Source organism: Sorangium sp. So ce426, from assembly GCF_051475585.1.
Lineage (GTDB): Bacteria > Myxococcota_A > Polyangia > Polyangiales > Polyangiaceae > Sorangium > Sorangium cellulosum_B.
The window spans coordinates 8,766,417-8,789,861 of record NZ_CP150341.1 but is presented as its reverse complement, the minus strand read 5'-3'; the positions used below and the strand labels follow the sequence as shown (position 1 = coordinate 8,789,861).

Below are 23,445 nucleotides of genomic sequence, written 5' to 3'. Positions count from 1 at the left end.
AGCGTGGAGACTCTCCGCCGCTGAAAGGCGGCGGCCCCATTGAAGCGCCCGAGGCCAAAGGCCATTCGGGGCCGACGCTCTCTCTCCGCCGCTGAAAGGCGGCGGCCCCATTGAAGCTCGAGCATCTCCTCGAGCGTGAGAGACGACCCCTCCGCCTCTCCGCCGCTGAAAGGTGGCGGCCCCATTGAAGCCGTGGACATGTCCACCCCTTCAGACTCCACATTGATTGTCGGCTCTCCGCCGCTGAAAGGCGGCGGCCCCATTGAAGCGAGCAGCCCCGTCACCGCCTCGACGGGCACGCCGGCGCGCTCTCCGCCGCTGAAAGGCGGCGGCCCCATTGAAGCTGCGTCAGCGCGGTGGCGCGCGCCTTCGACCCTGGGTCTCTCCGCCGCTGAAAGGCGGCGGCCCCATTGAAGCGTGGCGTACCGGCCGACGCCCACCGACGAGATGGTGCTCTCTCCGCCGCTGAAAGGCGGCGGCCCCATTGAAGCCCGGCGGGCGTGCATCGACCTTGACAGATGGCCGCAACTCTCCGCCGCTGAAAGGCGGCGGCCCCATTGAAGCGCTGGCGCGCTGTCCCAGGCACGCGGCGCAGGAGTCGCTCTCCGCCGCTGAAAGGCGGCGGCCCCATTGAAGCGCGCTCACGCCGTGCCCGCGCGCCGCGCTGGCGGGCTCTCCGCCGCTGAAAGGCGGCGGCCCCATTGAAGCCTGGACCCTGCGCGCCCGCTCAACGTGGCGCTAGAAAACCGATCACGTTGATCGAGCGAGAAGTGAACCGCCAAGGCGCCATAAGACGCCAAGATTTTTGTGATTTTCTTGGCGTCCTTGGCGCCTTGGCGGTTCGAATTCTGCTCTCTTCTGGCGGTTTCAACCCGTTTGTCGTTCTAGCGATCGCGAGATCGAAGTCGGACTTCGCGCGCCCCGTCTTCCGCAAGTCGGCCTTGATCTCGGCGAACCGGCGCGCCGCCGCTTCGTCGAACGGATGCAGACGAAAGAAAGTGAGAAGCCGATCCACCCGCGCGACGTTCTCACGCACACGGAGTGAGGCGCGAGCCCCGAAGTAGAGCTCGGCGATCATCGGTGCCGGGAGAAGGATATCGGCCGCATCGACGGCAGCAAGCCTGGCCGGCACCGGCGGCACCCCGTTCAGCGCGGCGACAACGGTGTTGGTGTCAAGCGCGTACTTCATCACAGGGCTGACGGTTCCCCGCTGCCACCACGGCGTCGCTCCTCCTCGAGCCGCTTCCAGAGCTCCTCCGTTGACTCGCCCTCCCAGGGACCAACCTCGCGGAACAGATCCGCCGCCGAGCGCGGCGCCTTCACCCGGACCTCAGCGCTCGGCGCGCCATCGCGCCACGAGGTCGCGCGCCGCCGACGACCACTCGGTGAAGGCGAACGTGAACCCGGCCTCGCGCAGGCGCCCGGGGACGACGCGCCGGCTCTTCAGCACGAGCTCGGTGTCCGTGCGCATCACGAGCGCGCCGACCTCCAGCATCCATTTCGTCGCAGGCAACCCGAAGCCGATACCCCAGGCCTCGCGCAGCGCGCGCATGAAATCGCCGTAGGGGAGCGGCCCCGGCGAGGCGAGGTTGACCGGCCCGGAGAGGTCGTTCCGCTCGATCAAGAACCTCGTCGCTCGCACGAAGTCGCGATCGTGGATCCATGACACGAACTGCTGCCCTCCGCCGGCCGGACCGCCGAGGCCCCGCCGGGTGAGCCCGAGCAGCACGTCGAAGATGCCGCCGCGATCAGGGCTCATCACCATGGATGCGCGGATCGCGATCTTGCGCGTGCGCGGCGTCCTGGCCTCGTCCAGCGCCTGCTCCCACGCCCGGGCGATCTCGACGCTGTTGCGCCAAGTCGAGGGGACGCCCGGCTCGTCGCCGCCGAGGAGCCCGGTCGCCTCGTCGTTGGGCGCGTCGTGGCGGTGCGCGTAGATCGTGGCCGTGCTCATCTGCAGCCATACGCGCGGCGGTCGCGAGGCGGCGGCGATCGCCTCGCCGACGGCGCGCGTCGAGTCCACACGAGAGCTCCTCATCGCGCGGAGGTTCTCGTCCGTATAACGGCAGTTCACGCTCCGGCCAGCGAGGTTGAACACCACGTCGGCGCCGTCGAGCTCGCCCGCCCACGGGCCGAGCGTGCGTCCATCCCACGGCACGACCCGCCCCGCGGGCACGCTCGCGCTGCGGCACAGGACGATCACCTCATGTCCGTCGGCCGCGAAGGCGCGCGCAAGGATCTGACCTACCTGTCCGCTCCCGCCCGGAAGGACGATCTTCATGCCGCGAGCCTATCCCGGGCCGCCGCGAATGCACAGCCCGCTCCTTCTCCTCGTCCAGGGCTGGAGCGCCGCGAAGGAGATGGAGAAATCATGATCTCTTCGGCCGAGCGCCCGCGCGCGCTACGCCTGAGTACGCGCTACGCCTGCGTGCGCGCGTCGCCAAGGTAATAGTCGCGCTGCGCCGGATAGTAGTCGGCGAAGCTGGGCAGCGGCTCGCCGAGCCTGGAGGCGACGAGCATGTCGAGGTAATACTCCCAGCCCGGCCCGACATCGCCGGCGAGCGCTGGATCGGCGAGGCGCTGGATGAAGGTGAGCTCGGTGATCTCACCCTTCGCCGCGAGCGACAGCTCGAGCCGCCACTCGCCGTGATCGTCCTTGGCCGAGAGCGCGAGGCGATGCGGCGGCTCGCACGTGTCGATCGAGAAGTCACACCACGGCGCCCCCTGCTCGAACGCCATCTGGAGGCGCACCGTCTTGCCGGGCCCCGCTTCGCCCTCCCACGGGCCGATCCAGCGCGCCGTGCTCTCGGACGCGGTGACGCTCTGCCAGACATCCTCGATGGGGGCGCGAAAGCTGCGCGTGATGACGAGATCGGCGCCTGTCGCCGTGCTCCGGACGCGGCCTGTGGGTCGGGGGCTCATGCGGTCTCCTTCCTTCGTTTCGCTTCGTTGCGGGACGGGGGGGCGGTCGCCATGCGCCGCTGCCGGCCGACGCGGTGCACCTCGGTCTCGAGGGCGTCGAACCGGCGGTGCCACGGGCTCGCCGCGTGCAGCTCGCGCAGGAACGCCTCGAGCTCGGCGAGCGCACCGAGCTCGAGGCGGTACTCGCGCTCGCGACCGCACTGGACGTCGCGCACCAGGCCCGCCTCGCGCAGCACGCGCAGGTGCCGGCTGACCGCCGGGCGGCTGACCGGAAACGCGCCGGCGATGGCGCCCGCGGTGGCGGTGCGATCGCGCAGCATCCGCAGGATCTCCCGCCGGATCGGATCGGCCAGCGCCTGGGCAACGGCGTCCATCGGCATGATGCGTAACATGTATGTTACGCGTTCGTCAAGCCGCGCGGCCGAGCGCGCAGGTGAATTTCTTCCAATACGCGCTCGGCGCGATGCTCCAGGATGAGCGCCGACCCGGATCGCCGAGGCGACGGGCGCCAGGAGAGGCTCGCCTTCCTCGTGGCGCACGGGCGCGCGAGGAGCGCCGCTCGACCGTCGAGGCGACTCCCGCCGTTGCCCCGGGAAATGCCATGATCCGATACGAGCACGAAGGAGCGCGACGATGACGAAGAGCAAGGTCCACCCCGTCCCGGATGGTCAGACGTGCTTCCCCTACCTGAGCGCGCGGAGCGCCGCGGAAGCCATCGAGTTCTACAAGCGCGCGTTCGGCGCGCGCGAGGACTCGCGCATCCCGATGCCCGACGGGCGGATCGGCCACGCCGAGCTGTCCATCGGCCGCGCCCGGTTCTTCCTGTCGGACGAGTATCCCGAGCTCGGCGCCATCAGCCCCGAGACGCTGGGAGGCAGCAGCCCGGCCGTCGTCGTCTACGTGGAGGACGTGGACGCGCTCGTCGCGCAGGCGGCGGCGGCAGGCGCGACCATCGATCGCCCGCCGCAGGACAAGCCGTTCGGAGACCGGACGGCCTGGCTCCGCGATCCGTTCGGCCATCGCTGGTCCTTCGCGAGCCGGATCGAGGACGTCTCTCCCGAAGAGCTGCAGAGGCGCCTCTCGGCGATGTAGCGACCCGTCACAAGGGCGCCCCGGAGCGGGCGGGGAGGGCGAGCGCGAGAATTGCGGCGCTTCACGCGGGGGAGCTTGCTAGGGTGCGCGGACGTCCATGCCCCCTGACGAACGCGCTCCTCTCCCGCTGCCGGCTCCCGCTCCGCTCACGCCTCCGGAGGGCTTCGCGGAGCGCCTCGCGGCGATCGGCGTCACCCTCGACGCCGCGGTGATCGCCAAGCTCGGCGATTACCTCGCGCGCCTGCTCGCGATGAACGAGCTGATGAACCTCACCTCGATCACGGATCCGGTCGAGGTCTGGGAGAAACACATCCTCGACTCGCTCACGCTCGTGCCGCTCCTGGAGGAGCTGAGCGCGGGGGCGCGCCTCGCCGACATCGGCTCGGGCGGGGGCCTCCCCGGCCTTCCGCTCGCCATCGCGCGGCCCGATCTGAAGGTGACGCTGGTGGAGGCGACGCAGAAGAAGGCTTCGTTCCTCACCGCGGTGGCCGCGGGCCTCGGGCTCACCAACGTGTCGGTGCGCGCCGAGCGCGCCGAGCAGCTCGGCAAGGGCGATCTCCGCGGCGCGTTCGACGCGGTGACGGCGCGCGCGGTGGGGCGCCTGGTCATGCTGATCCCCCTGACGGTGCCCTTCCTGCGGCCGAGCGGGATCGTGCTGCTGGTGAAGGGCCAGCGCGCCGAGGAGGAGCTCGCCGAGGCGAGCTGGGTCCTCGGGCGACAGCGGGCCACCTTCGTGAAGACCGTGGCGACGCCGACGGGGAAGATCGTGATGCTGCGAAAGTCCGGGGAAGAGCCGAAGCGCCATCCCGGGCGGTGATCCCCGGCGGTGTTCCCGGGGCTTCCCGCAGTTCTAACCGGGGCGCCGCGAGCACACGCCTTTGGGGCTCACTCGGAGACCATCGCGCGGGCCTCGCCTTCGAGCGGAGGCTCGCGGCTCCCCTCCCTCGAGAGGGTCGCCCAGAGGCGAACGGCGCGGCCCAGGTACAGCGCAGGGTCGCCGTCGTTCAAGAACGCGCTCAGGCCCACCTCCTGGCGAACGCCGTCCTCCACCTCCCGGAGCCGCACCCATCGCTGCAGGCCGTAGAACGTGAGCAGCTCGCCGGAGGAGGCGTCGTCCACGCCATAGCTCAGGATGCCCTCGGGCGCGCACGCGCTGCAGCGGATGCTGAGCCAGAGATGATACCCTCCCTGGTCGCCCGCGGCGAGCTCGACGGTGGCGCCGGGACCGAGCGCCGCGAACGACGTCGAGCCGCTGCCCACCTCGATCCAGGTCGATCCGCCGTCCCCCTCGGAGGCGGGGTCGCGGGCCGCTTCCGGGCTGGACGCGTCGCCGCAGCCGGCAACGCCGAGCACCACGGCGAGCCCCATGGCGACGCGGGCGCGGCGGCGCGGTGGAAACGGCGCCGTGCGCGCCCGGGCCGGCGCTGGGCGCCGCGGCCGCGACAAGGCGCGCCGCCCCACGGCCAGGCCCAGGAACAGGAGCGCCGTCCACACCGCTGGCGCCGGCGGCGGTCCGCCGGCGGCCCGGCACGAGCAGCCGCCCACCGCGACGAGCCCGCGCGGATCGGTCGCGTCCGATGCCGGTGGGCCGAGCCGCCGGGCGAACACCCGCCGACTCTTGTGCTCCACATCCGGCTCGAACAGCGAATAGACCACGAGCGAAACGCCCCCGCCCAGCGCCGCGATATCAGGCGACCGCTCGCTTCCCGGCTCGGCGGAGACCGCGAAAGGCGCGCTCACGGCGCCGTCCGGCGAGAGCGCGACGCCGTGGACGTCCAGCGAATCTGCCGAGCCCACGGGCTCTTCCCAGACGGTGACGAACCGCTGGCCGTCGAAGGCCAGCTGCACGCTTCGACGCATCGGCCAGGTCCATTGGCACCCCGCGTGCTCGGCGATGCGCAGCGGCTCGGGATCCAGGGCGCCGCCGGCGGCGCTTACCCGGATCATGCCCACCCGCGTGAGGCCGCCGTCCTCCTCGCAGCCACGCCATGCTACAACGAACATCTCGGCGCCGTGGGCCACCGCGAGCTCGGTGACGCGGAACGTGCTCGCGAGATCGACCAGCGCTATCCCGCCGGGATCGAGGATCTCGTCCCCAGGACCAAGCCTCGTCGCACGGATTCCGGGGCTCAGCGCCCCGGGCGACCAGACGAGCAGGCGCTGCGTGCCGTCGAATCCGATCGCGCGGACCTCGTCGACCATGGGGCCGAGGCCATCCCCATCCGAGAGCGCGGTGCGGCGCACCTCGCCCTCGTGGCTCACGCGCACCATCGACCCATCGCTCAGCAGGGCAAACCCAGCCGGGTCCAGGGTGACGGCGAGCCCTCGGTACAGCGTGGCACCACCGAGATCCAGCGGCTCGGGGGACAGGATCTCCAGGGCTGGGGACAGGCGCGTCCCGAACACGTCTGCTTGGTCATCTTCGTGGAACCTGGAAATCCCCACCGAGAGCAGGCTCGAACCGTGCGACAACAGATCCCAGTTCGCCGCCGCGTTCGCAATGCGGGTTCCGCCCTCGTCCACGACGCGGCCGTCCGCCGCGACGCGCGCGGCGAAGAGCGCGTCGCTCTCGCCCACGGCGCGGCCGCGGTCGTCGAGCCACGTGACGACGAATCGCCGGCCGTCGGACGACACCTGGGGTTCCGATTGCGCGTTCGTGCCGCGGCCGAGGCGCAAGGGCGGTGCGTCGAGGAGGGTCCCATCGCTGCTCAGCCGCGCGCCGTGGAGGCCGTTGCGGAACCCGTCCGGGCGATCGTTCTGCCAGATGACCAGAGCGCCCCGCTCCGCGAGCGCGCCGTTCTGCGCCTGCGGTGATACCTGAGTCGGGCCTCCTCCGAGGACCGCACCTGCAGCGCTCAGCCGGCTCACGTGGAGGTAGGCCGGCAGGCCTGCCAGAGCGGAGGAGAGCTCGGGAATGCGCGACCAGAGCACCCTCACGTGCTCGCCGTCGAACGCCGCGTCGTCGAGCACGGGCTCGGAGAGGTCGTCCAGATCGGGCTGGATCAGCGCGCTCGCGGGATCTGCGAGCGTCCCCTGAGGCGTCACACGCCGGGTCCATATCCCTTCCTGACCGGACCAGGCCACATGGTAGTTCGCGCCGTCGAATGCGACCCGCGGGCCCGACGGTGTCCAGGGAAACACCGGAACCGTGTCGACGAGGAAGCCCCCCGGATCGAGGACCTCGCCTGCCACGCTGACGCGGGCCGCGCGGATCTCGCCGTCTTCACGGCTCTCGCCCTGCTGCCAGACCACGAGGTAGCCCGCGCCGCCGAACGCGACGTCGGCTGAGCCGCCCTGGGAGAAGCTGGCGACGACGGCGCTTCCGGGCGGACTCGCGTCGCCGGTCGGGGCGAAGCGCGAAGCGCGGAGCTCGCGAGCGCTGCCGCCCGGCTCGTAGAATGTCTTCCCGACGATCAGAAAAGCGTCCCCGTCCGAGGCGAGCGCGATCTCGCCCAGGGGCTTCGGGCCCAGCGGGACGACGAAGCCTCCCGGATCGAGGACCTCGCCGGCGCTGGTCACCCGCACCGCGCGCACGGTGGGTGTCGCGTCGACGTCGCTGCGCGCCGAGAAGAGCACGAGGAAGCGCTCGCCATCGAAGGCGATCTGCGGGTGATGTCCTGTGCCCAGCGCGAAGCCGAGGGGGTCGGGCACGGCGCCGTCCGCAAGGACGCGCGTTGCGTAGATGGGCTCATCGCGGTCGGGCTCGCCGGTGGTCCAGGCGGCGAGGTAGGCAGCTCCGTCGAAGGCGGCGGCCTTGTAGCGACCGTACCACGCGCTCGGATGGGCCGGGATGACGGGAGCCGGCCCCTCCACCGGCGGACCGAAGGCGAGCTCGGGAGACACGGCCGGCGACTCCAGGGGCGCCGCTGCTGCAGGCGCAGCCGCCAGGAGGAGCGCGAGCACCGCGGCCCAGGCGCCGGAGAGCCAACCCGTGCCGGGAGGCGCGACGATTCGAGATCCGCGCATACACCTTCCTCGCTCGACCGCTCGCCGCGACCGAGGCAGTCGGAGATACGATAGGTTCGCGCAACAGCAGATCGCCCGTGGGACTTTTGTTCTCGGGCGCGACGCTCTCCCTCACTTTTTGTCGGAGATGGTGAGCCTCATGAGCGCTGTGCGCACAGGCATCGGCGGCGCAGAGCTCGCTTGCCTGTGGTGCGCGTAGGTAATGCGGTGCGCGTAACGCGTGAGTAGAACAAGTCGAGCCGGATCGAGGACGTCTCTCCCGAAGCGCTGCAGAGGCGCCTCTCGGCGGTGCAGCGACCCCGACGCGCCCCGAGCCGGCCGTGTGCCGACGCCGCGCGCAGCATCGTCGACCGCAGCGAGAGCCGCAGTCGGCCATGCCCGTGACGATGGCTGAGGGGTTACGCCGGTGCGGCGCTCGTGATACACGTCATGATTGACGATGCGTGCGAAGGTCCGCAAGCTTCCGCTCGTCCTCGGCCTGCTCGCCTTGGTGGCCACGCCGCTCGCCACCCGCCTGCTGGTCCACGGCGACATGCCCGACACGTGGGGCGTGTTCCCACCGCCGAAGAGCCCAGGTGTACCGGGCTTCAGCTGGTTCGTGTTCGGCCTGGGCGTCGCCCTGGCGCTGCTGATCCTCGGCTTCTTGTGCGCACCGCAGCGGTTCGGGTTCGCCGCGCCGGCGGCGACCCGGCCCGCGCGCGTCCGGCCGGTCCCGTTCCCGCCGTGGTGCGCGCCGGGCGCGCTGCTGGCGGTGGCCTCGTGGGCGCTGATGTGGGGCAAGCCGCAGGAGGCGGCGGCGCTGGTGCCGTTCAGCTTCGTGCCGCAGTGGTGGGGCTTCATCCTCGCGCTCGACGGCGTGGTCTATCGCCGCACCGGCGGGGTCTCGCTGGTGTCGCGGCGGCCGGCGGCGGTGCTGGCGATCGCGGTGACCTCGTGCGTGTGCTGGTACTTCTTCGAGTACCTCAATTACTTCACGCGCTCGAACTGGTATTACCCCAACGACGCGATCTTCTCGCGGCGCGGCTACCTGGCGTGGTTCGGCCTGGCCTTCACCACGGTGCTGCCGTCGATCTTCGTGGTCTATCAACTGCTGACGACGATCGCGCCGCTGCGGGCTCGCTTCGAGCGTGGGCCGCAGATCGCGCTGTCGCGCGCGGCGGTCCGGCGGCTGTCGTGGATCGGCCTCTCGTCGCTGGCCGCGCTGGTGCTGTGGCCCGCGCCGCTGTTCCCGCTGCTGTGGTTGAGCCCGCTGCTGGTGCTGGCCGCGGCGGTGTCGCTCGCGGGCGGTTGGACGCCGTTCTCGGCGATCCGCGGCGGCAACTGGGCGCCGGTGGTGTTGATGGGCCTGGCGTGCGCGCTCAACTACCTGGTCGGCGAGATGTGGAATTTCTACAGCACGCCGCGGAACCCCAACTTCTGGAAGTACGACGTGCCCTACGTGAACGTGCTGCACGTGTTCGAGATGCCGCTCCTCGGGTACTTCGGCTATCTGCCGTTCGGCATGTTGTGCTGGGTGTGGTGGATCCACAACGCACATCTCTGCGGCGTCGATCCGGCGATCGACGTGGTCGCAGGGTCCGGGCCGACGCTCGCTCGTCCTCCAGCGCCGGGGTCCGAGAGAGGGCGCTCCGCCTAGCGGTCAGGCAGGGCCACGATCCCGACATAGGTGGGCTCGGGGACCTCGGTGACACGCCCTGTCGGCTCGAGGGCGCCCGTCGCCTCGTCCACGCGAAACGCGACGATGTTGCTCGAGTCCTGGTTCGCGACGAGCATCAGCTTGCCTGTCGGCGCGATCTGGAAATGGCGCGGCGTCATGCCCTGCGTCGAGGCATGGCCGGCGGGCGTGAGCGTGCCCCGCTCGGGATCGACAGCGAAGATGGCGATGCTGTCGTGGCCGCGGTTCGAGCCGTACACGAACCTGCCCGACGGGGACACCTGGACCTCGGCGGCGCTGTTTCCCTTGGTGCTAACGCCGTCGGGCAAGGTCGAGACGGTGGCCAGGGTGGTGAACGTCCCGCGCGACGCATCGTAGCTCAGGGGGGTGATCGAGCCGGCAGACTCGTTGATCACATAGGCGAACCGGCCGTTCGGGTGGAACTCGAGGTGTCGAGGCGTCGTGTCCGCGGGGAGCGAGAGGGCTCTCGGGTCGTTCGGCTCCATCTGGCCCGTTTCCGCGTCGAAGGTGAGCTGCGTTATCTCGTCGAGCCCGAGGTTGGTGACGAACGCAAACCGGTTCGCCGGATCGGTCATGGCGTGGTGCGGCCTCGTCCGGCGACCGAAGGACACGTCGAAGGCCGCCTGGCCGAGCGCGCCGTCCTGGCCCACGGGGAGCACCGCCGCCGTCCCGCCGCCGTAGTTGGCGACGAGGACGAAGCGCCCGGAGCGATCCGTGGACAGGTGGGCTGGGCCCGCGCCCTTCGAGGACGTCCTGTTGATGAGCTCGAGCGTCCCGCCCTGGGGATCGATCCGGAACGCGCTGACGGCGCCTGACAGCTCCCCGTCCACCTCGTTCAGCTCGTTCGCCGCGAAGAGGCGCTGGTGCGCGGGGTCGACGGCGAGGAAGGTCGGGTTCATCTCGGCGTCGAGCGGGCCCTGCACGGCCGAGAGCGCGCCGTCGGCGCCGTCCAGGCGGAAGACGAAGAGGCCCTCGTGACCGCCGACATAGACCACGAACGCGCGTTCGGCCTGCGAGCCGCCGCCCGCGCCGTTGCCGCCCGCGCCGCCGCTGCCGCTCGCGCTGGTGCCGCCTGCGCCGCCGCCAGCCGTGTCGCCGCCGCTCGCGCTGGTGCCGCTCGCGCCGTCGCCCTGGCTCGCGCCGTCACCGCCGCCGGCGGTCACGCCCGTCGTGGCGCCGTTGTTCGCGGCTCCGGATCTGCCGCACCCGAGCCACAGTCCTGCCGCCAGAAAGAGGAGCGCGCGCTGCATCGACCTGGTTTCTCCTGCCTCCCGCGTTAGGCCTGGCCAGCGCCGCGGCGCAAGCGCCACGGCGTGATCTTCGTCGCGGCGCGCCGCGGCAGGTTCGCGGCGTTCACGCCGCCTCGTGGCGAAGGCCGGGGAGGATGCGCGACGCGGCGCGGCGCCTCAGGCTCGCCCGCGCAGCGACCCGGCGGCGGCGCCGAGGAGCGCGCCGAACGCGATCGGGAGGCCGTGGGCGAACGCGATGTGGAGGAGATCGTCGATGTCGCAGTGCGTCCCGATGCCGACCACCACCCCGAGGCCGCACAGGGCCCCGATCGCGGCGCCACGCCACGCCGGCGCCGACAGAAACGAGCGGCGCAGCACGAGCGCCGCCAGCGCGAACGGCAGGACCGCCGTGCCGACGGCGCTGGCGACGCACCGGAGGTGCTGATCCAGCGGCACCGGCGGATCGGCCACGGGCGAAGTCGCGACGGCCGCGGCCAGGAACCCGGCCGGCACCGCGACGACGAGCGTTTGGATCGCCCTCACACCGGCCGGCAGGCCCCGGGCGCGCGGGCTCAGCGCGAGCAGCAGGCCGAGACCGGAGAGCACCGCCGTGACGGCGAGCGGCACGGCGACCCGGAGAGAGGGGAGGTCGTCGCGGAAGCCTTCCCACCAGCTCACGAGCAGGATCCAGCCGAGCCCGGCCAGGAGCGCGCTCCAGGAGCGGCGCTCACGCGTCGGGCGCGTCAGCGACGGCTCGGCCGGCGCCTCGGCCACGACGGGCGGCGGGCGGGCGGCGAGGTGGGCCGCGAAATCGGGGATGTCCTTCAGCCCGCTCGGCAAGTCGCGCTCATTCGACATTGGCACCTCCCCGGACGCTCCCCTGGCCCTTGCCCCGGCGGCGCTCCTCCGCGCCTCCTGGTTCCGCCTCGGGCCGCCGCTTGAGATCGTCGAGCGCCGCCCGCAGCGCCTCGTAGGCGCGGAACGCGCGGAGCTTCACCGCGCTCGTTGTCGTCCCGAGGACCGCCGCGGCGTCCTGCACGCTGAGCCCCTCGTACCGGATGAGGATGAACGCCTCGCGCTGCGACGCCGGCAGGCCCGCCAGCGTCCGCTCCACCGCCCGCGCCGTCTCGGAGGCGATCGCGACCGCCTCGGCGTCCGCGCCGCGCGCGTCGGGCGGCTCCGCGCCCGGATCGCTCGGGAGGCGCTCGGTGCCGCGGTGCTTCTGGGCGCGCGCGTGATCCAGGTAGACGTTGCGCGCGATGGCGTAGGCCCACGGCGCGACGGCGCCGCCGCGGGCGAAGCTCGACCGGGCGCGGTGCATCCGCAGGAACGTCTCCTGCGTCAGGTCGCCCGCGAGCGTCTCCGAGCCGCTCATCCGGGTGAGGTACGCGAGGAGGCGCGCCGCGAGCGCGCGGTGCAGCTCCGGAAACGCGCGCGCGTCGCCGCACGCGTACCGGTCCATCGCTTCGTTCAGGGCGAGCTCATCCATGGCGGTCTTGACGGCATACACCGTCTGCGCGCCGGCGATCATCGCGACGGCCCGAGGAGCGCCCCGCGCTCGGCGAGGTCGCTCAGCAGGGCGGCGGTGCTCTCCAGCACCGGCCCGTCGACCGGGTGTCCCAGCGCGGCGCAGCCCGCGACGACGGCCTCCCCGAGCGCGGCGCCCGCGAGGAGGCGGCCCAGGATCTCGGCCGCGAGCGGCGTGAGCTCGAGGAAGCGCACGTCGTGCGCGGCGTCGCGGTACACGAGCAGGCGGGTGGGCTCGCGGGCCGGCTCGTCGCGCGCCGACGCGTCGCCCTGCAGCCTGTGGACCGCGTGCTCGTAGCGCACGAGCGCGGCGGCCCGCTGGAAGCGCGCCCCCCGGTCGAGCGACAGCGCCTCGCCGAGGGGCCCCGGCGCCTCGTCGCCCGGCGTTCCCGGCGTCTCGTCGCCGAGCGGCCCTGACGCCCCGCCCGCGCCGGCCTCCTCGTCCTGCTCGGCGCACGCCGCCGCGAAGGCGGCCAGCTCGTGGCGCGCGAGATCCGCGAGGTACGCGGGGACCTCCGCATCCCCGGCCCAGCGCGGCGCCGCGAAGCCCACGAACTCGAACGCGACGTCGCGGAGGTAGCGCGACCGGGGCGGCTCCGCCTCGATGAAGCGCGCGACGTCCGCCTCGAACCGCGCGCCGAGCCGCGCCGCGGTCCGCGGGATCCCGGCGCGGATCGCGCCCGTCAGCCCGCGGCGGATGAGGCTCCGGTAGAGCAGCAGCCGCTTCGGCGGGAGCGCCGCCATCGCCTCGAGGTCCGGCCCCTCGAGCCCGGCGCGGGCGAGCCACGCGCGGGGATCGGCCGCGATCGCCTCGCCGTCCGGCGCGATCACGCTCCGCTGGAGCGCCCGCTCCAGCGCCGCGAGCTCCGGCGGCGGCGTGTTCGACGCCTCGCCCGCCTCGCAGGTCTCGCCCGCCTCGCCCGCCTCCCGCACCTCGCGCGCCCCGCTCACGCTCGCGCCTCCCGCGCGGCGAGCCCGCGCCGGTACGCCGCGTCGACCTCGGCGAGCTCGGCGAGCAGCGCGCCGAGCGGCGGCACGTCGTTGTCCCGCTCGAGCACGACCGGCAACGGCCCGGTCCGCGCGACCGCGCGGGCGAGCAGGTCGAGCACCGGGGCGATGGCCGGCGCGCCGTGCGTGTCGACGAGGACCTCCGCGTCGGCGCGCCATTCGTGCCCCGCGACGTGCATCGCGGCCACGCGCTCGGGAGGGATCTTCTCCAGGAACGCGACCGGGTCGAAGCCGTGGTTCCGGGCGTTGACGTAGACGTTGTTCACGTCGAGCAGGAGCCGGCAGCCGGCGCGCTCGAGCACCTCGACGAGGAAGTCGGCCTCGTCGAGCGAGGCGCGGCCCGGGACCAGGTAGTAGGTGATGTTCTCGATCGCCATCGGGCGCTCGAGCCGCTGCTCCGCCTCGCGGATGCGGGCCGCGGCGTGGGCGGCGGCCGCGGACGTGTGCGGGAGCGGCAGCAGGTCGTGGAGGAACGCGCCGTCGACCCCGGAGAAGCAGAGGTGATCGCTGTGGAAGGGGGGATCGAGCCGCTCCAGGAACCCCCCGAGCGCGCGCAGGTAGCCCGCGTCGAGCGGATCGAGCCCGCCGACGGACAGGGTGAGCCCGTGCGTCAGGATCGGGCGGTGCTCCCGGACGCGCTCGATGGCGGCGGGGAAGTAGCCGCCGCGCCGCATGTAGTTCTCGGGGGAGAGCTCGAAGAAGGGGACGGGCAGCGCCGCGTCGCGCGCGTAGCGATCGGGCGCATCGGGCGCGTCGAGCGCCGCGAGCACCTCGTCGAGGAACTCCCATCGGAGCCCGAGGCCGACGCCGGTGAGCGCGCTGCCGGTCATGGGGGTACGGGGAGGGCGCGGGAGGCCGCGATCAGCCGCAGGTGCCCTGGCCGCAGCCCGCGTGGCCGGGCTTCTTCGCGGCGGCGCCCGCCTTCTTGGCGGCGGGCTTGGCCGGGGCGGCGGGGGCCGGGGCCGCGGTGGGCGGCGCGGGCGGCGCGGCCGTGGCCGCCGGGGTGGCCGTGGGGGCGACCTGCGGCGAGGTCGCGGCGGACTGCGCGTCGCTCGGCGGCGCGGGCTCGGCCGGGGCGGCGGGGACGTTCGCGCCCGCGGCGGCGTCGCCGGAGGCGGCCTCGGTCGGCGCGGGCGCCGGCGCGGGCTCGGCCGGGGCGGCGGGGGCGGCCTGCTCGGCGGGGACCTCGCTCGCGTTGACCGGCGCCTGCGCGCCGGCGCAGCCGCTCATCACCATGGCGCCGGCGCTCAGCGCGGCGAGGGTCTCGTAAATGCTCTTCTTCGACAGCATCGTGTGGCTCCTCTGGTTCTCGTCACGTCGGGCCTGCGCCCTGCGTTGTCGTCTCGACGGGCCTGCGCCCACCGTTGTCGTCTCTGACGGGCCTGCGCCCTGCGTTCTCGTCACGTCGGGCCTGCGCCCTCCGGCGGGCGAGGCGTCATCCGGCTTCCGGCGGCTTCCGGACCGCCGTGTCATCTCAGAGCCGCTGCGTCGCCGCAACGGCCCACTTGCGGGCGGCGCCCCGCGCTCACCGCGCGCCGCCGTCCGCTGCCGCCGCCGGCGCCGTGGGGGCCGCGCCGGCGGTCGCTGTCAGCTCGAGCGTCACCATGGCCTCCTTGGCGACCTTGGGCGAGAGCACCTCGAGCGTCTTCTGGGCGAGCTTGCCGAACGCCTCCCGCGGGCGGACGTCGTGCTCGGCGAGCCCCACCGGGAACGGCTTCGCCGTCTTCACGGTGACGCTCGCGGGCCTATCGCCCTCGTACCTGAACGTGGCGACGAGCTCCACGGTCCTCGGGGACTGCCGCTGGTGCAGCAGCAGGTCGCCCGACGCCGTGACGGTCACCGTCCGCTCCGCGCCGGACAGCTTCGAGAGGTCCTTCTCGCCGGAGGTCGAGATCGACCGGATCGCGAACTGGGCCTTCTCGTTCTTCGCGCGGACGTCGTCGGGCGTGTCCTTCGAGATCTCGAGCCAGGTGCGCGCGTGCTGGTTCTGCAGGTCGCTCTTCTTCTCCTCGCCGGGCTTGCCGTCGTCGCCCACGGCGGTCTGGAAGAGCTCGATCGTGGAGAGGTCGACCGTGATGAGGCCCGTCGTCCTCGTGACGTCGGCGGGGTCGACCTGGAGCGTCCCCGCGGCGGCGCCCGCGATCCGCCCGCGGATCTTCTCCTGCGGCGCATCCATCACGAGCTCGACCTTGCTGCCCGCGCGATCGATCGCGAAGGCCGCCGCGGCGGGCGCCTTCGGCTCCGGCGGCTTGAGCTCGGTCGCGGCGGGCGCGAGGCTCGGCTGCTCCCCCTGGCACGCGGCCGCGGCCAGGCCGGCGGCCGCGAGCGCGAGGAGGAGCAAGGTCCCTGTCCGGATCGTCTTCACGCTCGCCTCCTGGATCTCTCGGGTTGTTGCGCGCCCGCGCACGAGGGCGCGCGGCGGTCTCCACTTGAACAGGAAGACCAGCGTCCGGGAAGGGAGATCGAGGTCATCGCCCTCGCTCGCCCGCCCGCTCGGCGTCTCGGTTCCATGAGTCCCATGTCCGAGCTACGTGCGAGCGGCGCCGCGGTTTCGGCGGCGGCCGGCTGCGCGGCGCAAGGCGGAGCCCGCCGGGCCTGGGCTGCACAGCCGCGTGTGGCCTGCGGTGTGCACGAGGCGGTCGTCGAAGACGGAACGAGCCAACCGGAGACAACTGCAATGAGCACGCGACGACTCGCGGCGGCCGCCATGACCGCCGCCGGAATGATGGCGCTCGCCGGCGCGGCGGAGGCGCAGGGCGCGGCGGGCCGGGATCAGCAGGTCCGGCCGACAGGCAACCTCCCTCCGGCGGATCAACCGCTCATCCGGCGCATCCCGGAGCCCACCGTCGCGGTGGAGGGCGGCCTTGGCGTGCTGGGCTTCCTGGGGGGCGCCGCGGGCATCGGGCCGAGCTGGAACGTCCGGGTGACCGGGAGCATGTCGCCCCGCGTGGCCGTCGAGGCCAACTACACCGGCTCGGTGAACGAGCGCGCGATCGTGGGGAAGTCGCTGGTGATGACCTCGCTCGACGCGGGTCTGCGCTACAACATCCTGCGCGCCGACGAGGCGGTCGTGCAGCCGTTCGTCGTCGCGGGCGTTGGCTACGTGGGCTGGGCGGGCCGCGGCGGCGACGCGTTCGCGCTGTCGGTGCCGCTCACCGCGGGCGTGGAGCGGCTCGTCACGCGCAACGTCAAGCTGGGCGCTCGGTTCAACTTCCGCCCTGCGTTCTTCGACGATCTGAGCCTCGGCGGCGCGAGGAGCCAGACGGGCGGCGACACGTGGGCGCTGCTCGCGCACGGCGGCGGCGCGTTTTGACCTGGCCATCGGGTCTCGACCTGGGCCGCGCCTGCGGGACGGGGCGAGCGCGGGCCGGGACCCTGTCGTCCCGTGGACGTGGCGTGGAGTACGCTGCCGCCCGCTCGGGCGGCGACCCGCCTTCGGGGTCCCGCGGCCGGGCTTGATCCACGGAGAACGACGGCATGAACACGCGCAGCCACTCGCCCCGCCGGGGCCTGAGCCTCTTCTTCACGGGGCTCGCGCTCGTCTCGAGCGCCGCTTGTTCCAGCAAGCAGCCGGCGACCCAGGGGACGTCGACGGTCGCGGCGGGCGAGCGGCGGGAGGACGACTGTTCGACTGGGCCGCTCCTGGAGTGTCCCGAGGGCCAGCTCGACGGCTGCGCCAACGGGACCACCACGGAGCATCGATGTGTGGACGCGGGGCGGGGGAGGTGCCTCGATATCCGGGCTGCGCTCGTGAAGTGCCTGGACGGCGAGATCCTGACGCACGACGGCTGCCCCGAGCCGGCCTACATGCAGCGGTGCGCGCCCAGGTCCGCACAGGTGCCTTGAGGTGGCGCGGTCGTCGTCTGAAAAGCTCCGTGGTCGACTCGATTTCTTCTCGCTGTCCGCGGCGCTCACCGGTCGCCCTGGTGTCGCGCCCGCCGGCCGGGCGGATCAACCCTGCTTCCCCGCTACCCCGACGCGCGTGGCGACCTCGGCGCGGAGATCTTCGTCGTCGAGATGATCGGCCCCCCCGCGTACGAGCCGGCGCCGCCTTCGCTGCCCCAGCTATCGACCTCGTCGGGCGGAGTGTCCTCGGGCTCGCCAGAGGGCGTGATCGGCCCGCGGACGCCCGGGACATCCGCCTGCGGAACAGGCCGCTTCTCCTCGCTGACCTCGTGCGCGAGGCGCGGGTCGCCCGGCGGATCGTGCGTCGTATCGACTCCCATGTCTCCTCCTTCCCGAGGGCTCCTGGGACCGGCGCGCTCGATCGTCCACTCCTCCCCTGCGGCGGCTGTCCCGTCTGCCCGCCGCCCTGGCTCACCCCTCGTCGATGACGGGGATCGTGAACCTGAACGTCGTCCCCGCCCCCACGCGGCTCTCCACGTGGATCGTCCCCCCGTGCGCCGCCACGAGCTCCCGGGCGATGGCCAGCCCGAGCCCGGTGCCCTTGTAGCCGTTCCGCTGGCCGCGCCAGAACCGCTCGAAGAGGTGGGGCACCTCGTCCTCCGGGATCCCCGGCCCCGTGTCGGCCACCGAGAAGACGACGTGCTCCTCCCCGCGCTCGCACCGCAGCGTGATCGCCCCCTGGGCGCCCGTCACCTGGAGCGCGTTGCTCAGGAGGTTGGTGAGCACCTGGAGCACCCGATCGCGATCACACGTGACGAGCGGGACGTCGTCGGCCGCCACGACCCCCAGCTGGACCCCCTTCTCCTGGGCCTGCGACTCGAACGTCTCCACCGCCTCCCTGCCGATCTCCCGCGGATCCTGCGGCTGCCGGCGCAGCGCCAGCCGGCCGGCGCGCAGGCTCGCGAGGTCGAGCAGGTCATGGATCAGCCGATCCATCCGGTGCGCGGAGCGCTGGATCGCCTGGATCGCCTTCGTGTCGCCCTTCTCTCCCCGCGTCGCCGCGCGCTTCGTCATCACGGCGGCCGCCGTGAGGATCGCGCTCAGGGGGTTCCTGAGGTCGTGGGACACCGTGGCGAGCACGTTGTCCCGGAGCTCGATCGCGCGCTGCGCCGCCTCGTACAGGCGGGCGTTGTCCGCCGCGAGCGCCGCCCGCTGCGCCAGGTCGTGCGCCACCGCGAGGTCCGCCTCGTCGTAGACCCGGCCGGACCCCGCCGTCGCCAGCGTGATGCAGCCGAAGGTGCGGCCCCGCGCGACGAGCGGGACCACAAGGGCCGACGTGATCCCGAGCGCCCGGACGAACCGCCGGAAGGCGCCGTTCTCGTCGAGCGAGCCGACCAGCGGGTGCGACAGATCCCCGATGAGCTCCGGGCGCTCGCTGCAGAGGGCCCGCTCCAGCAGCGCCACCAGCGGCGGCGGGGGATCCAGCTCGCGGAAGAGCGCCCGCGCCCTCTGGAGCTCCTCCGGGCGCGCGTGGGTCACCGTGATCCCGCGCGACTGCTCGAGGTCCGGGAGCGTCTGGATGACGCACCAGTCCGCCAGCTCGGGGACCGTCAGGTGCCCCACCCGGTCGAGCGTGCCCTGGAAGTCGAGGGTGTCGCTGAGGGCGGCGCTCGCTGCGGCCAGGAAGCGCTCCCCCCGCTCGGCGCGCGTCCGCTCCGTGATGTCGAAGAAGGTCACGACGGCCGCCATCACGCGTCCGACCGGATCCCGGACCGGCGCCGAGCGCACGAGGATCCGCCCCTGCGCGCCGTCGTCGCGGACGATGTCGATCTCCTCGTCGATCACGACCTCGCCGGTCGTGATCGTCCGCGCGAGAGGCCAATCCCGGGCCTCGTACGGCCTGCCCGACCGAGGGTCGGAGCCCCGGCAGACGGCGTATCCATCGATGTTGCGGATGTCGAGGAGGGGCAGCCCGAAGATCGCCCCGGCCTGGGGGTTCGAGAGGAGGATGCGCCCCGTCGGCGGCTCGGCGATGACGAGCCCCGCCGGCATCTGCTCGACCACGGTCGCGAGCAGGGCGCGGGCGTCGTCCGCCTGGCGCCGCGCCGCGCGCTCCTTCGCGACGAGCTGCGCCTGCACGATGATGCCGGTCGCCCGGCTGGTCATCGTGCGCAGCATCAGCGCGTCGTCCTCGGAGAACTCCTCGGCGTTGCGGGAGCCGAGGATCGCGACGCCGATGGAGTGCCCTTCGTGGATCAGCGGCACGCCGTAGACGGCGCGCAGCCCCCTCGCCCGGATCTCCCGCGCGGTCACGGGCAAGCCGCCGGCCGCGGCGTCGAGCGACGTGGGCCCGCGCAGCGCGAGGACCGCGCGGGCGAACTCCCGCGCCGCCTCGAGCGGGGGCCCGGGCAGCGGCCCGTCGTCGATGCCCGCGGTCGCGTGGACCTCGAGGGCGTCACCGTCCCCGAGCAGGACGAGCGCCACGTCCACGGCGGCCGCCGCCTCCCGGGTGGCGCGGAGGAGCGCCTTCAGGAAGGTGTCCAGATCGCTGCTTCCGAGCGCGGCCGTCGAGATGGCGTCGAGCGCCTGGAGCAGGCGCACGCGCGCCGCCTGGTAACGGGACACCGCGTCGGCGATCGCCTCGTCGATCGTCCCGTTCAGCTGGATGAGCTCACGCCCCCCGTCGCCGCCGTCCCGCTCCCAGAGCTCCAGGATCACGGCGCGGAGCGCCGCGTACTCCATCACGACGTCGGCGAGATCGTACCCGTGGGCGAGCCGGCTCAACGCGTGGAGCCCAGGGAGCCCCCGGTGCTTCCGGTCGACCGCCGCCGCCGTGCCCGCGCCGCGCGTGCCCTCGGCGATGTAGGCGAGGATGTCCGGCAGGTGATCGGTCGGCCTCGGCGCCGGCAGCCGCCGCGCCGGGCTGAGCGCCTGGACTCGGTACTTCCAGGCATCCAGGAGCGCGTCGTGGTGGCGCTGGATGAAGTCGGAGAGCCGCTTTGGGTTCGGTCTACCGAGCAGATCCATCGGGGACCTCACGATAGCGCGAATCCTTGAGCGCGTGTTCACCTAGCACCGACTCGAATCGACGAAATCGACGAGAGAGCGCCGCTCCCGGGCGGAGCTTGCTCGCCGCGCGCGACGCGCGACGTCGGCGCGGGTCAGCTCCGGATGCCTGGCGCCTCGTGTCCGCTCTGGGCGACATACTCCAGGTATCCCCCGCCATACACGCGCGGCCCGTCGGGCAGGAGCTCCAGGACGCGGTTGGACAGCGCGGCCAGGAAGCGGCGATCGTGCGAGACGAAAAGCATGGTGCCCTCGAACGAGGAGAGCGCCTCGACGAGCATCTCCTTGGTCGCCATGTCGAGGTGGTTCGTCGGCTCGTCGAGCACGAGGAAGTTCGGCGGATCATAGAGCATGATCGCGAGCACGAGGCGCGCCTTCTCGCCGCCGGACAGGATGCGACAGGGCTTGTCGATGTCGTCGCCGGAGAAGCCGAACGCGCCGGCGAGCGTGCGGAGCGAGCCGATCGAGGCCTGGGGGAAGCTCGCCACGATGGACTCCCAGACGGAGCGGGTCGGGTCGAGGAGCTCCATCGCGTGCTGCGCGAAATACCCCAGCTTCACGCTCGCGCCGACGTTCACGCCGCCTGCGTCCGGGGCGGAGGCCCCCGCGACGAGCTTGAGGAGGGTGGATTTGCCGGCGCCGTTGACGCCCATCACACACCAGCGCTCGCGGCGTCGGATCAGGAGGTCGAATCCGTCGTAGATGGAGCGCCCTCCGTACGACTTCTTCACCCCGCTGAGCCGCGCCACGTCGTCGCCCGAGCGCGGCGCGGGCTTGAACTCGAAGCGGATCGTCCTCCTGCGCTTCGGCGGCTCGACCTTGTCGATCTTCTCCAGCTTCTTCACGCGCGACTGGACCTGCGCCGCCTTGGCGGCCTGGGCCTTGAAGCGCTCGATGAAGCGCATCTCCTTCGCGAGCATCGCCTGCTGGCGCTCGTACTGCGCCTCGGCCTGCTGCTCGTTGATGGCGCGCTGCTGCTCGTAGAACTCGTAGTTGCCGGAGTAGCTGGTGAGCTCGCCGCCGTCGATCTCGATGATCTTGGTGACGATGCGGTTCATGAACTCTCGGTCGTGCGAGGTCATGACGAGCGCCCCTGCATACTGCTTCAGGTACCCTTCGAGCCAGATGATCGACTCGATGTCGAGGTGGTTGGTCGGCTCGTCGAGCAGGAGCGCGTCGGGCCTCATGAGGAGGATGCGGGCGAGCGCGACGCGCATCTTCCACCCGCCCGAGAGGGCGCCCACGTCGCCGTCCATCATGGCCTGGCTGAAGCCGAGCCCGGCGAGGATCTCGCGCGCCTTGGCGTCGAGCGCGTAGCCGCCGAGCTCTTCGTAGCGGGCCTGGGCCTGCCCGAAGCGCTCGATCAAGCTCTCCATCTCATCCATCCGCTCGGGGTCGGCGAGCGCGGCCTCGAGCTCGCGGAGCTCCGCGGCGACGTCGGAGACCGGGCCGGCGCCGTCCATGGTCTCGGCGACGGCGCTCCTGCCCTTCATCTCGCCGACGTCCTGGCTGAAGTAGCCGACGGTGACGCCGCGATCGATGGCGACCTGGCCGCCGTCGGGCGCCTCCTCCTTGGTGATCATCCGGAAGATGGTCGTCTTGCCCGAGCCGTTGGGCCCCACCAGGCCGACCTTCTCGCCGCGGTTCACCGCGGCGGAGGCCTCGAGGAAGAGGATCTGCTTGCCGTGCTGCTTGCTGATGGAGTCGAGACGGATCACGAGGCGCGCTGCCGCTGGGGGCGGCTCCTTTCCGCGCCCCCTATACCAGACGGCCCGTCGCGCGATGCGGCATTTCGTCCGCCGCCGTCGGCGCCGGCGCGCGCCATGCACCGACCGCGGTCAATCGGTGAATTGCTCGTCTCCGGGCGCATTCCAGGCGCATTCCGGGCGCATTGCACAGGAGCCCCTTTTTTTCTCTCCTGCTATGCGCGCGCTTTCCATCTCCTTTTTCATGCTCATCCGGGCTTGATGTCGCGCGGTCGAGGGGGCAGAAGGCGCGGCATGAGCAAGGTCCAGATCCTCTCTTATGCCGGCTGCAGCACCTGCAAGCGAGCGCTGAAGTGGCTCGGCGAGCGCGGCGTCGACGTCGCCGTGCGCCCCATCGTCGATGAGCCGCCGACGGCTGCAGAGCTCGCCCGGTGGGTCCCAGCGAGCGGGCTCTCGGTGCGCCGGTGGCTCAACACGAGCGGGCAGAGCTACCGCGCGCTCGGCAAGGCGCGGGTGGACGCCGCGAGCGACGACGACGTCACGCGGTGGCTCACCGAGGACGGGAAGCTCGTGAAGCGGCCTGTGCTGGTGAAGGGAAACCGGGTGCTCGTGGGCTTCCGCGAGGACGACTACGCCGCGCTGTTCGGCTGAGCCTCAGGGGGCCGAGGTGAAGCGGCCTCCCCGGACCTGGCTCAGCTCGAACGAGCTCTCCGGGTCCAGGTTGTTGTCCGTCGTGCCGTTGCGCGAGCGGCGGATCACGACGTCCACGTCGCAGCTCTCGGGCTCCCGCGAGCTGGTCGCCTCCAGCTCGCCCGCGTCGATGGTGTACGTCCCCGGGTCGCCCCCCACATCGAACGTCTTGGAGAAGATGCAGTCGCCCTTCACGTCGATCACCATGTCGTCCCCGGACGCGCTCGGCGCCCAGGCGATCGTGAGGTCCTCGCCGCGCGGGACTGGCTCTCTGGGCAGCGCCTCGAGGTCGAACGGCTCGGGGAGCGTCCCCACGTTGTTCGTCGCGTCGTCGTCGCCCTCGTCGTCGCGGTCCAGGAGCACCTTGATCTCGGTGCCTCCCGCGCCGACGTTGACGGCGGCCTCGTAGACGCCATCGCTCTCGGCGGACATCGCGACCGCCTCGCCGTCCACGGTCGCCGAGATCCGATCTCCCGCGCTCAGGATGATGTACGTGTTGCTCTCGTCGCCGCCGGCCTTGAGGGTGGCCCGCAGGGTCGTGGACGACGCGCTCTCGGCGATCGCCTCCAGGGTCGCCGAGATCCCCCCGGTCTTGATCTGCTGCGAGTCGAGCGTCTCCGTGCAGCCTGCGAGCAGACCGGAGGCTGCGACCGCGAACATGGCCATCGTGGTCTTCGTGATCATGAGTTGCCCTTTCCTCCCCGCCTCACCCGCCAGG

Annotated in this window: 22 protein-coding genes and 1 CRISPR repeat array (1 of these 23 cut by a window edge); of the genes, 6 read left to right on the top strand and 16 right to left on the bottom strand. The window is 72.4% G+C overall.

Annotated features, from left to right (window positions below):
* A CRISPR array of direct repeats spans nt 1-708; the repeat unit is 36 nt; unit sequence CTCTCCGCCGCTGAAAGGCGGCGGCCCCATTGAAGC; it reaches 2,773 nt to the left of the window's first position.
* Between the two features lie 19 nt (nt 709-727).
* From WMF44_RS32680 to WMF44_RS32665, 4 genes are all read right to left on the bottom strand, one after another.
* Nucleotides 728-1,189, bottom strand: coding sequence for a PIN domain-containing protein (locus WMF44_RS32680; RefSeq protein WP_437293965.1), 462 nt, complete (start codon nt 1,187-1,189; stop codon nt 728-730).
* Between the two features lie 141 nt (nt 1,190-1,330).
* Nucleotides 1,331-2,281 carry an epimerase gene (locus WMF44_RS32675; protein WP_437293964.1) on the bottom strand — a complete coding sequence of 317 codons (951 nt, stop codon included), beginning with the start codon at nt 2,279-2,281 and terminating at the stop codon, nt 1,331-1,333.
* Nucleotides 2,282-2,418: 137 nt separating this feature from the next.
* Entirely contained in the window at nt 2,419-2,922 is a 504-nt protein-coding gene (locus tag WMF44_RS32670; RefSeq protein WP_437293963.1) for an SRPBCC family protein, read from the bottom strand.
* A complete protein-coding gene (locus WMF44_RS32665; RefSeq protein WP_437293962.1) occupies nt 2,919-3,296 on the bottom strand; it encodes an ArsR/SmtB family transcription factor in 378 nt (125 codons plus the stop codon). Before WMF44_RS32665 ends, WMF44_RS32670 begins: the two co-directional genes overlap by 4 nt.
* 259 nt (nt 3,297-3,555) lie before the next feature.
* Here WMF44_RS32665 and WMF44_RS32660 point away from each other — a divergent pair, with 259 nt between their 5' ends.
* Both WMF44_RS32660 and rsmG read left to right on the top strand, forming a co-directional pair.
* The gene (locus WMF44_RS32660; RefSeq protein ID WP_437293961.1) at nt 3,556-4,014 is read left to right on the top strand and encodes a VOC family protein; all 459 of its coding nucleotides are present in this window, start codon (nt 3,556-3,558) and stop codon (nt 4,012-4,014) included.
* Nucleotides 4,015-4,111: 97 nt separating this feature from the next.
* A complete protein-coding gene (gene rsmG / locus WMF44_RS32655) occupies nt 4,112-4,831 on the top strand; it encodes a 16S rRNA (guanine(527)-N(7))-methyltransferase RsmG (RefSeq protein ID WP_437293960.1) in 720 nt (239 codons plus the stop codon).
* 68 nt (nt 4,832-4,899) lie between these two features.
* Here rsmG and WMF44_RS32650 read toward each other — a convergent pair whose 3' ends face one another.
* The gene (locus tag WMF44_RS32650; RefSeq protein ID WP_437293959.1) at nt 4,900-7,980 is read right to left on the bottom strand and encodes an MYXO-CTERM sorting domain-containing protein; all 3,081 of its coding nucleotides are present in this window, start codon (nt 7,978-7,980) and stop codon (nt 4,900-4,902) included.
* Nucleotides 7,981-8,419: 439 nt separating this feature from the next.
* Between WMF44_RS32650 and WMF44_RS32645 the strand changes: the two genes are divergently transcribed.
* On the top strand, nt 8,420-9,616 hold the full coding sequence (locus WMF44_RS32645; RefSeq protein ID WP_437293958.1) for a small-conductance mechanosensitive channel: 1,197 nt from the start codon (nt 8,420-8,422) through the stop codon (nt 9,614-9,616).
* Here WMF44_RS32645 and WMF44_RS32640 read toward each other — a convergent pair.
* The 7 genes from WMF44_RS32640 to WMF44_RS32610 form a co-directional block, all read right to left on the bottom strand.
* Nucleotides 9,613-10,905 (bottom strand): lactonase family protein, encoded by a 1,293-nt coding sequence (locus WMF44_RS32640; RefSeq protein ID WP_437293957.1) that lies wholly within the window; start codon nt 10,903-10,905, stop codon nt 9,613-9,615. The two genes, WMF44_RS32645 and WMF44_RS32640, sit on opposite strands and share 4 nt — an antisense overlap.
* A 156-nt stretch (nt 10,906-11,061) precedes the next feature.
* Nucleotides 11,062-11,742, bottom strand: a complete 681-nt coding sequence (locus WMF44_RS32635; protein WP_437293956.1) for an NrsF family protein — start codon at nt 11,740-11,742, stop codon at nt 11,062-11,064.
* Nucleotides 11,732-12,415, bottom strand: coding sequence for an RNA polymerase sigma factor (locus WMF44_RS32630; RefSeq protein WP_437293955.1), 684 nt, complete (start codon nt 12,413-12,415; stop codon nt 11,732-11,734). Before WMF44_RS32630 ends, WMF44_RS32635 begins: the two co-directional genes overlap by 11 nt.
* Entirely contained in the window at nt 12,412-13,362 is a 951-nt protein-coding gene (locus tag WMF44_RS32625) for an HvfC/BufC N-terminal domain-containing protein (protein WP_437293954.1), read from the bottom strand. Before WMF44_RS32625 ends, WMF44_RS32630 begins: the two co-directional genes overlap by 4 nt.
* Nucleotides 13,359-14,249, bottom strand: coding sequence for a DUF692 domain-containing protein (locus tag WMF44_RS32620; protein ID WP_437293953.1), 891 nt, complete (start codon nt 14,247-14,249; stop codon nt 13,359-13,361). Before WMF44_RS32620 ends, WMF44_RS32625 begins: the two co-directional genes overlap by 4 nt.
* Before the next feature lie 31 nt (nt 14,250-14,280).
* Nucleotides 14,281-14,709, bottom strand: coding sequence for a hypothetical protein (locus WMF44_RS32615; RefSeq protein ID WP_437293952.1), 429 nt, complete (start codon nt 14,707-14,709; stop codon nt 14,281-14,283).
* A 235-nt stretch (nt 14,710-14,944) separates the two neighbouring features.
* Nucleotides 14,945-15,784 (bottom strand): hypothetical protein, encoded by an 840-nt coding sequence (locus WMF44_RS32610; protein ID WP_437293951.1) that lies wholly within the window; start codon nt 15,782-15,784, stop codon nt 14,945-14,947.
* A gap of 312 nt (nt 15,785-16,096) precedes the next feature.
* Here WMF44_RS32610 and WMF44_RS32605 point away from each other — a divergent pair, with 312 nt between their 5' ends.
* On the top strand, nt 16,097-16,732 hold the full coding sequence (locus tag WMF44_RS32605) for a hypothetical protein (RefSeq protein WP_437293950.1): 636 nt from the start codon (nt 16,097-16,099) through the stop codon (nt 16,730-16,732).
* Nucleotides 16,733-16,896: 164 nt separating this feature from the next.
* Nucleotides 16,897-17,265, top strand: a complete 369-nt coding sequence (locus WMF44_RS32600; protein WP_437293949.1) for a hypothetical protein — start codon at nt 16,897-16,899, stop codon at nt 17,263-17,265.
* A gap of 122 nt (nt 17,266-17,387) precedes the next feature.
* Here the strand turns inward: WMF44_RS32600 and WMF44_RS32595 are convergent, their stop codons facing one another.
* The 3 genes from WMF44_RS32595 to abc-f form a co-directional block, all read right to left on the bottom strand.
* Nucleotides 17,388-17,645, bottom strand: a complete 258-nt coding sequence (locus tag WMF44_RS32595) for a hypothetical protein (protein WP_437293948.1) — start codon at nt 17,643-17,645, stop codon at nt 17,388-17,390.
* A 91-nt stretch (nt 17,646-17,736) separates the two neighbouring features.
* On the bottom strand, nt 17,737-20,304 hold the full coding sequence (locus tag WMF44_RS32590; RefSeq protein WP_437293947.1) for an ATP-binding protein: 2,568 nt from the start codon (nt 20,302-20,304) through the stop codon (nt 17,737-17,739).
* Between the two features lie 122 nt (nt 20,305-20,426).
* Nucleotides 20,427-22,049, bottom strand: a complete 1,623-nt coding sequence (gene abc-f, locus WMF44_RS32585) for a ribosomal protection-like ABC-F family protein (RefSeq protein WP_012238670.1) — start codon at nt 22,047-22,049, stop codon at nt 20,427-20,429.
* A 282-nt stretch (nt 22,050-22,331) separates the two neighbouring features.
* On the opposite strand from abc-f, the gene WMF44_RS32580 reads away from it, so the two are divergent.
* Entirely contained in the window at nt 22,332-22,688 is a 357-nt protein-coding gene (locus WMF44_RS32580) for a Spx/MgsR family RNA polymerase-binding regulatory protein (protein WP_044966189.1), read from the top strand.
* A 3-nt stretch (nt 22,689-22,691) separates the two neighbouring features.
* On the opposite strand, the gene WMF44_RS32575 is transcribed toward WMF44_RS32580, so the two are convergent.
* Nucleotides 22,692-23,411 (bottom strand): hypothetical protein, encoded by a 720-nt coding sequence (locus tag WMF44_RS32575; protein WP_437293946.1) that lies wholly within the window; start codon nt 23,409-23,411, stop codon nt 22,692-22,694.
* Between the last annotated feature and the right edge of the window lie 34 nt (nt 23,412-23,445).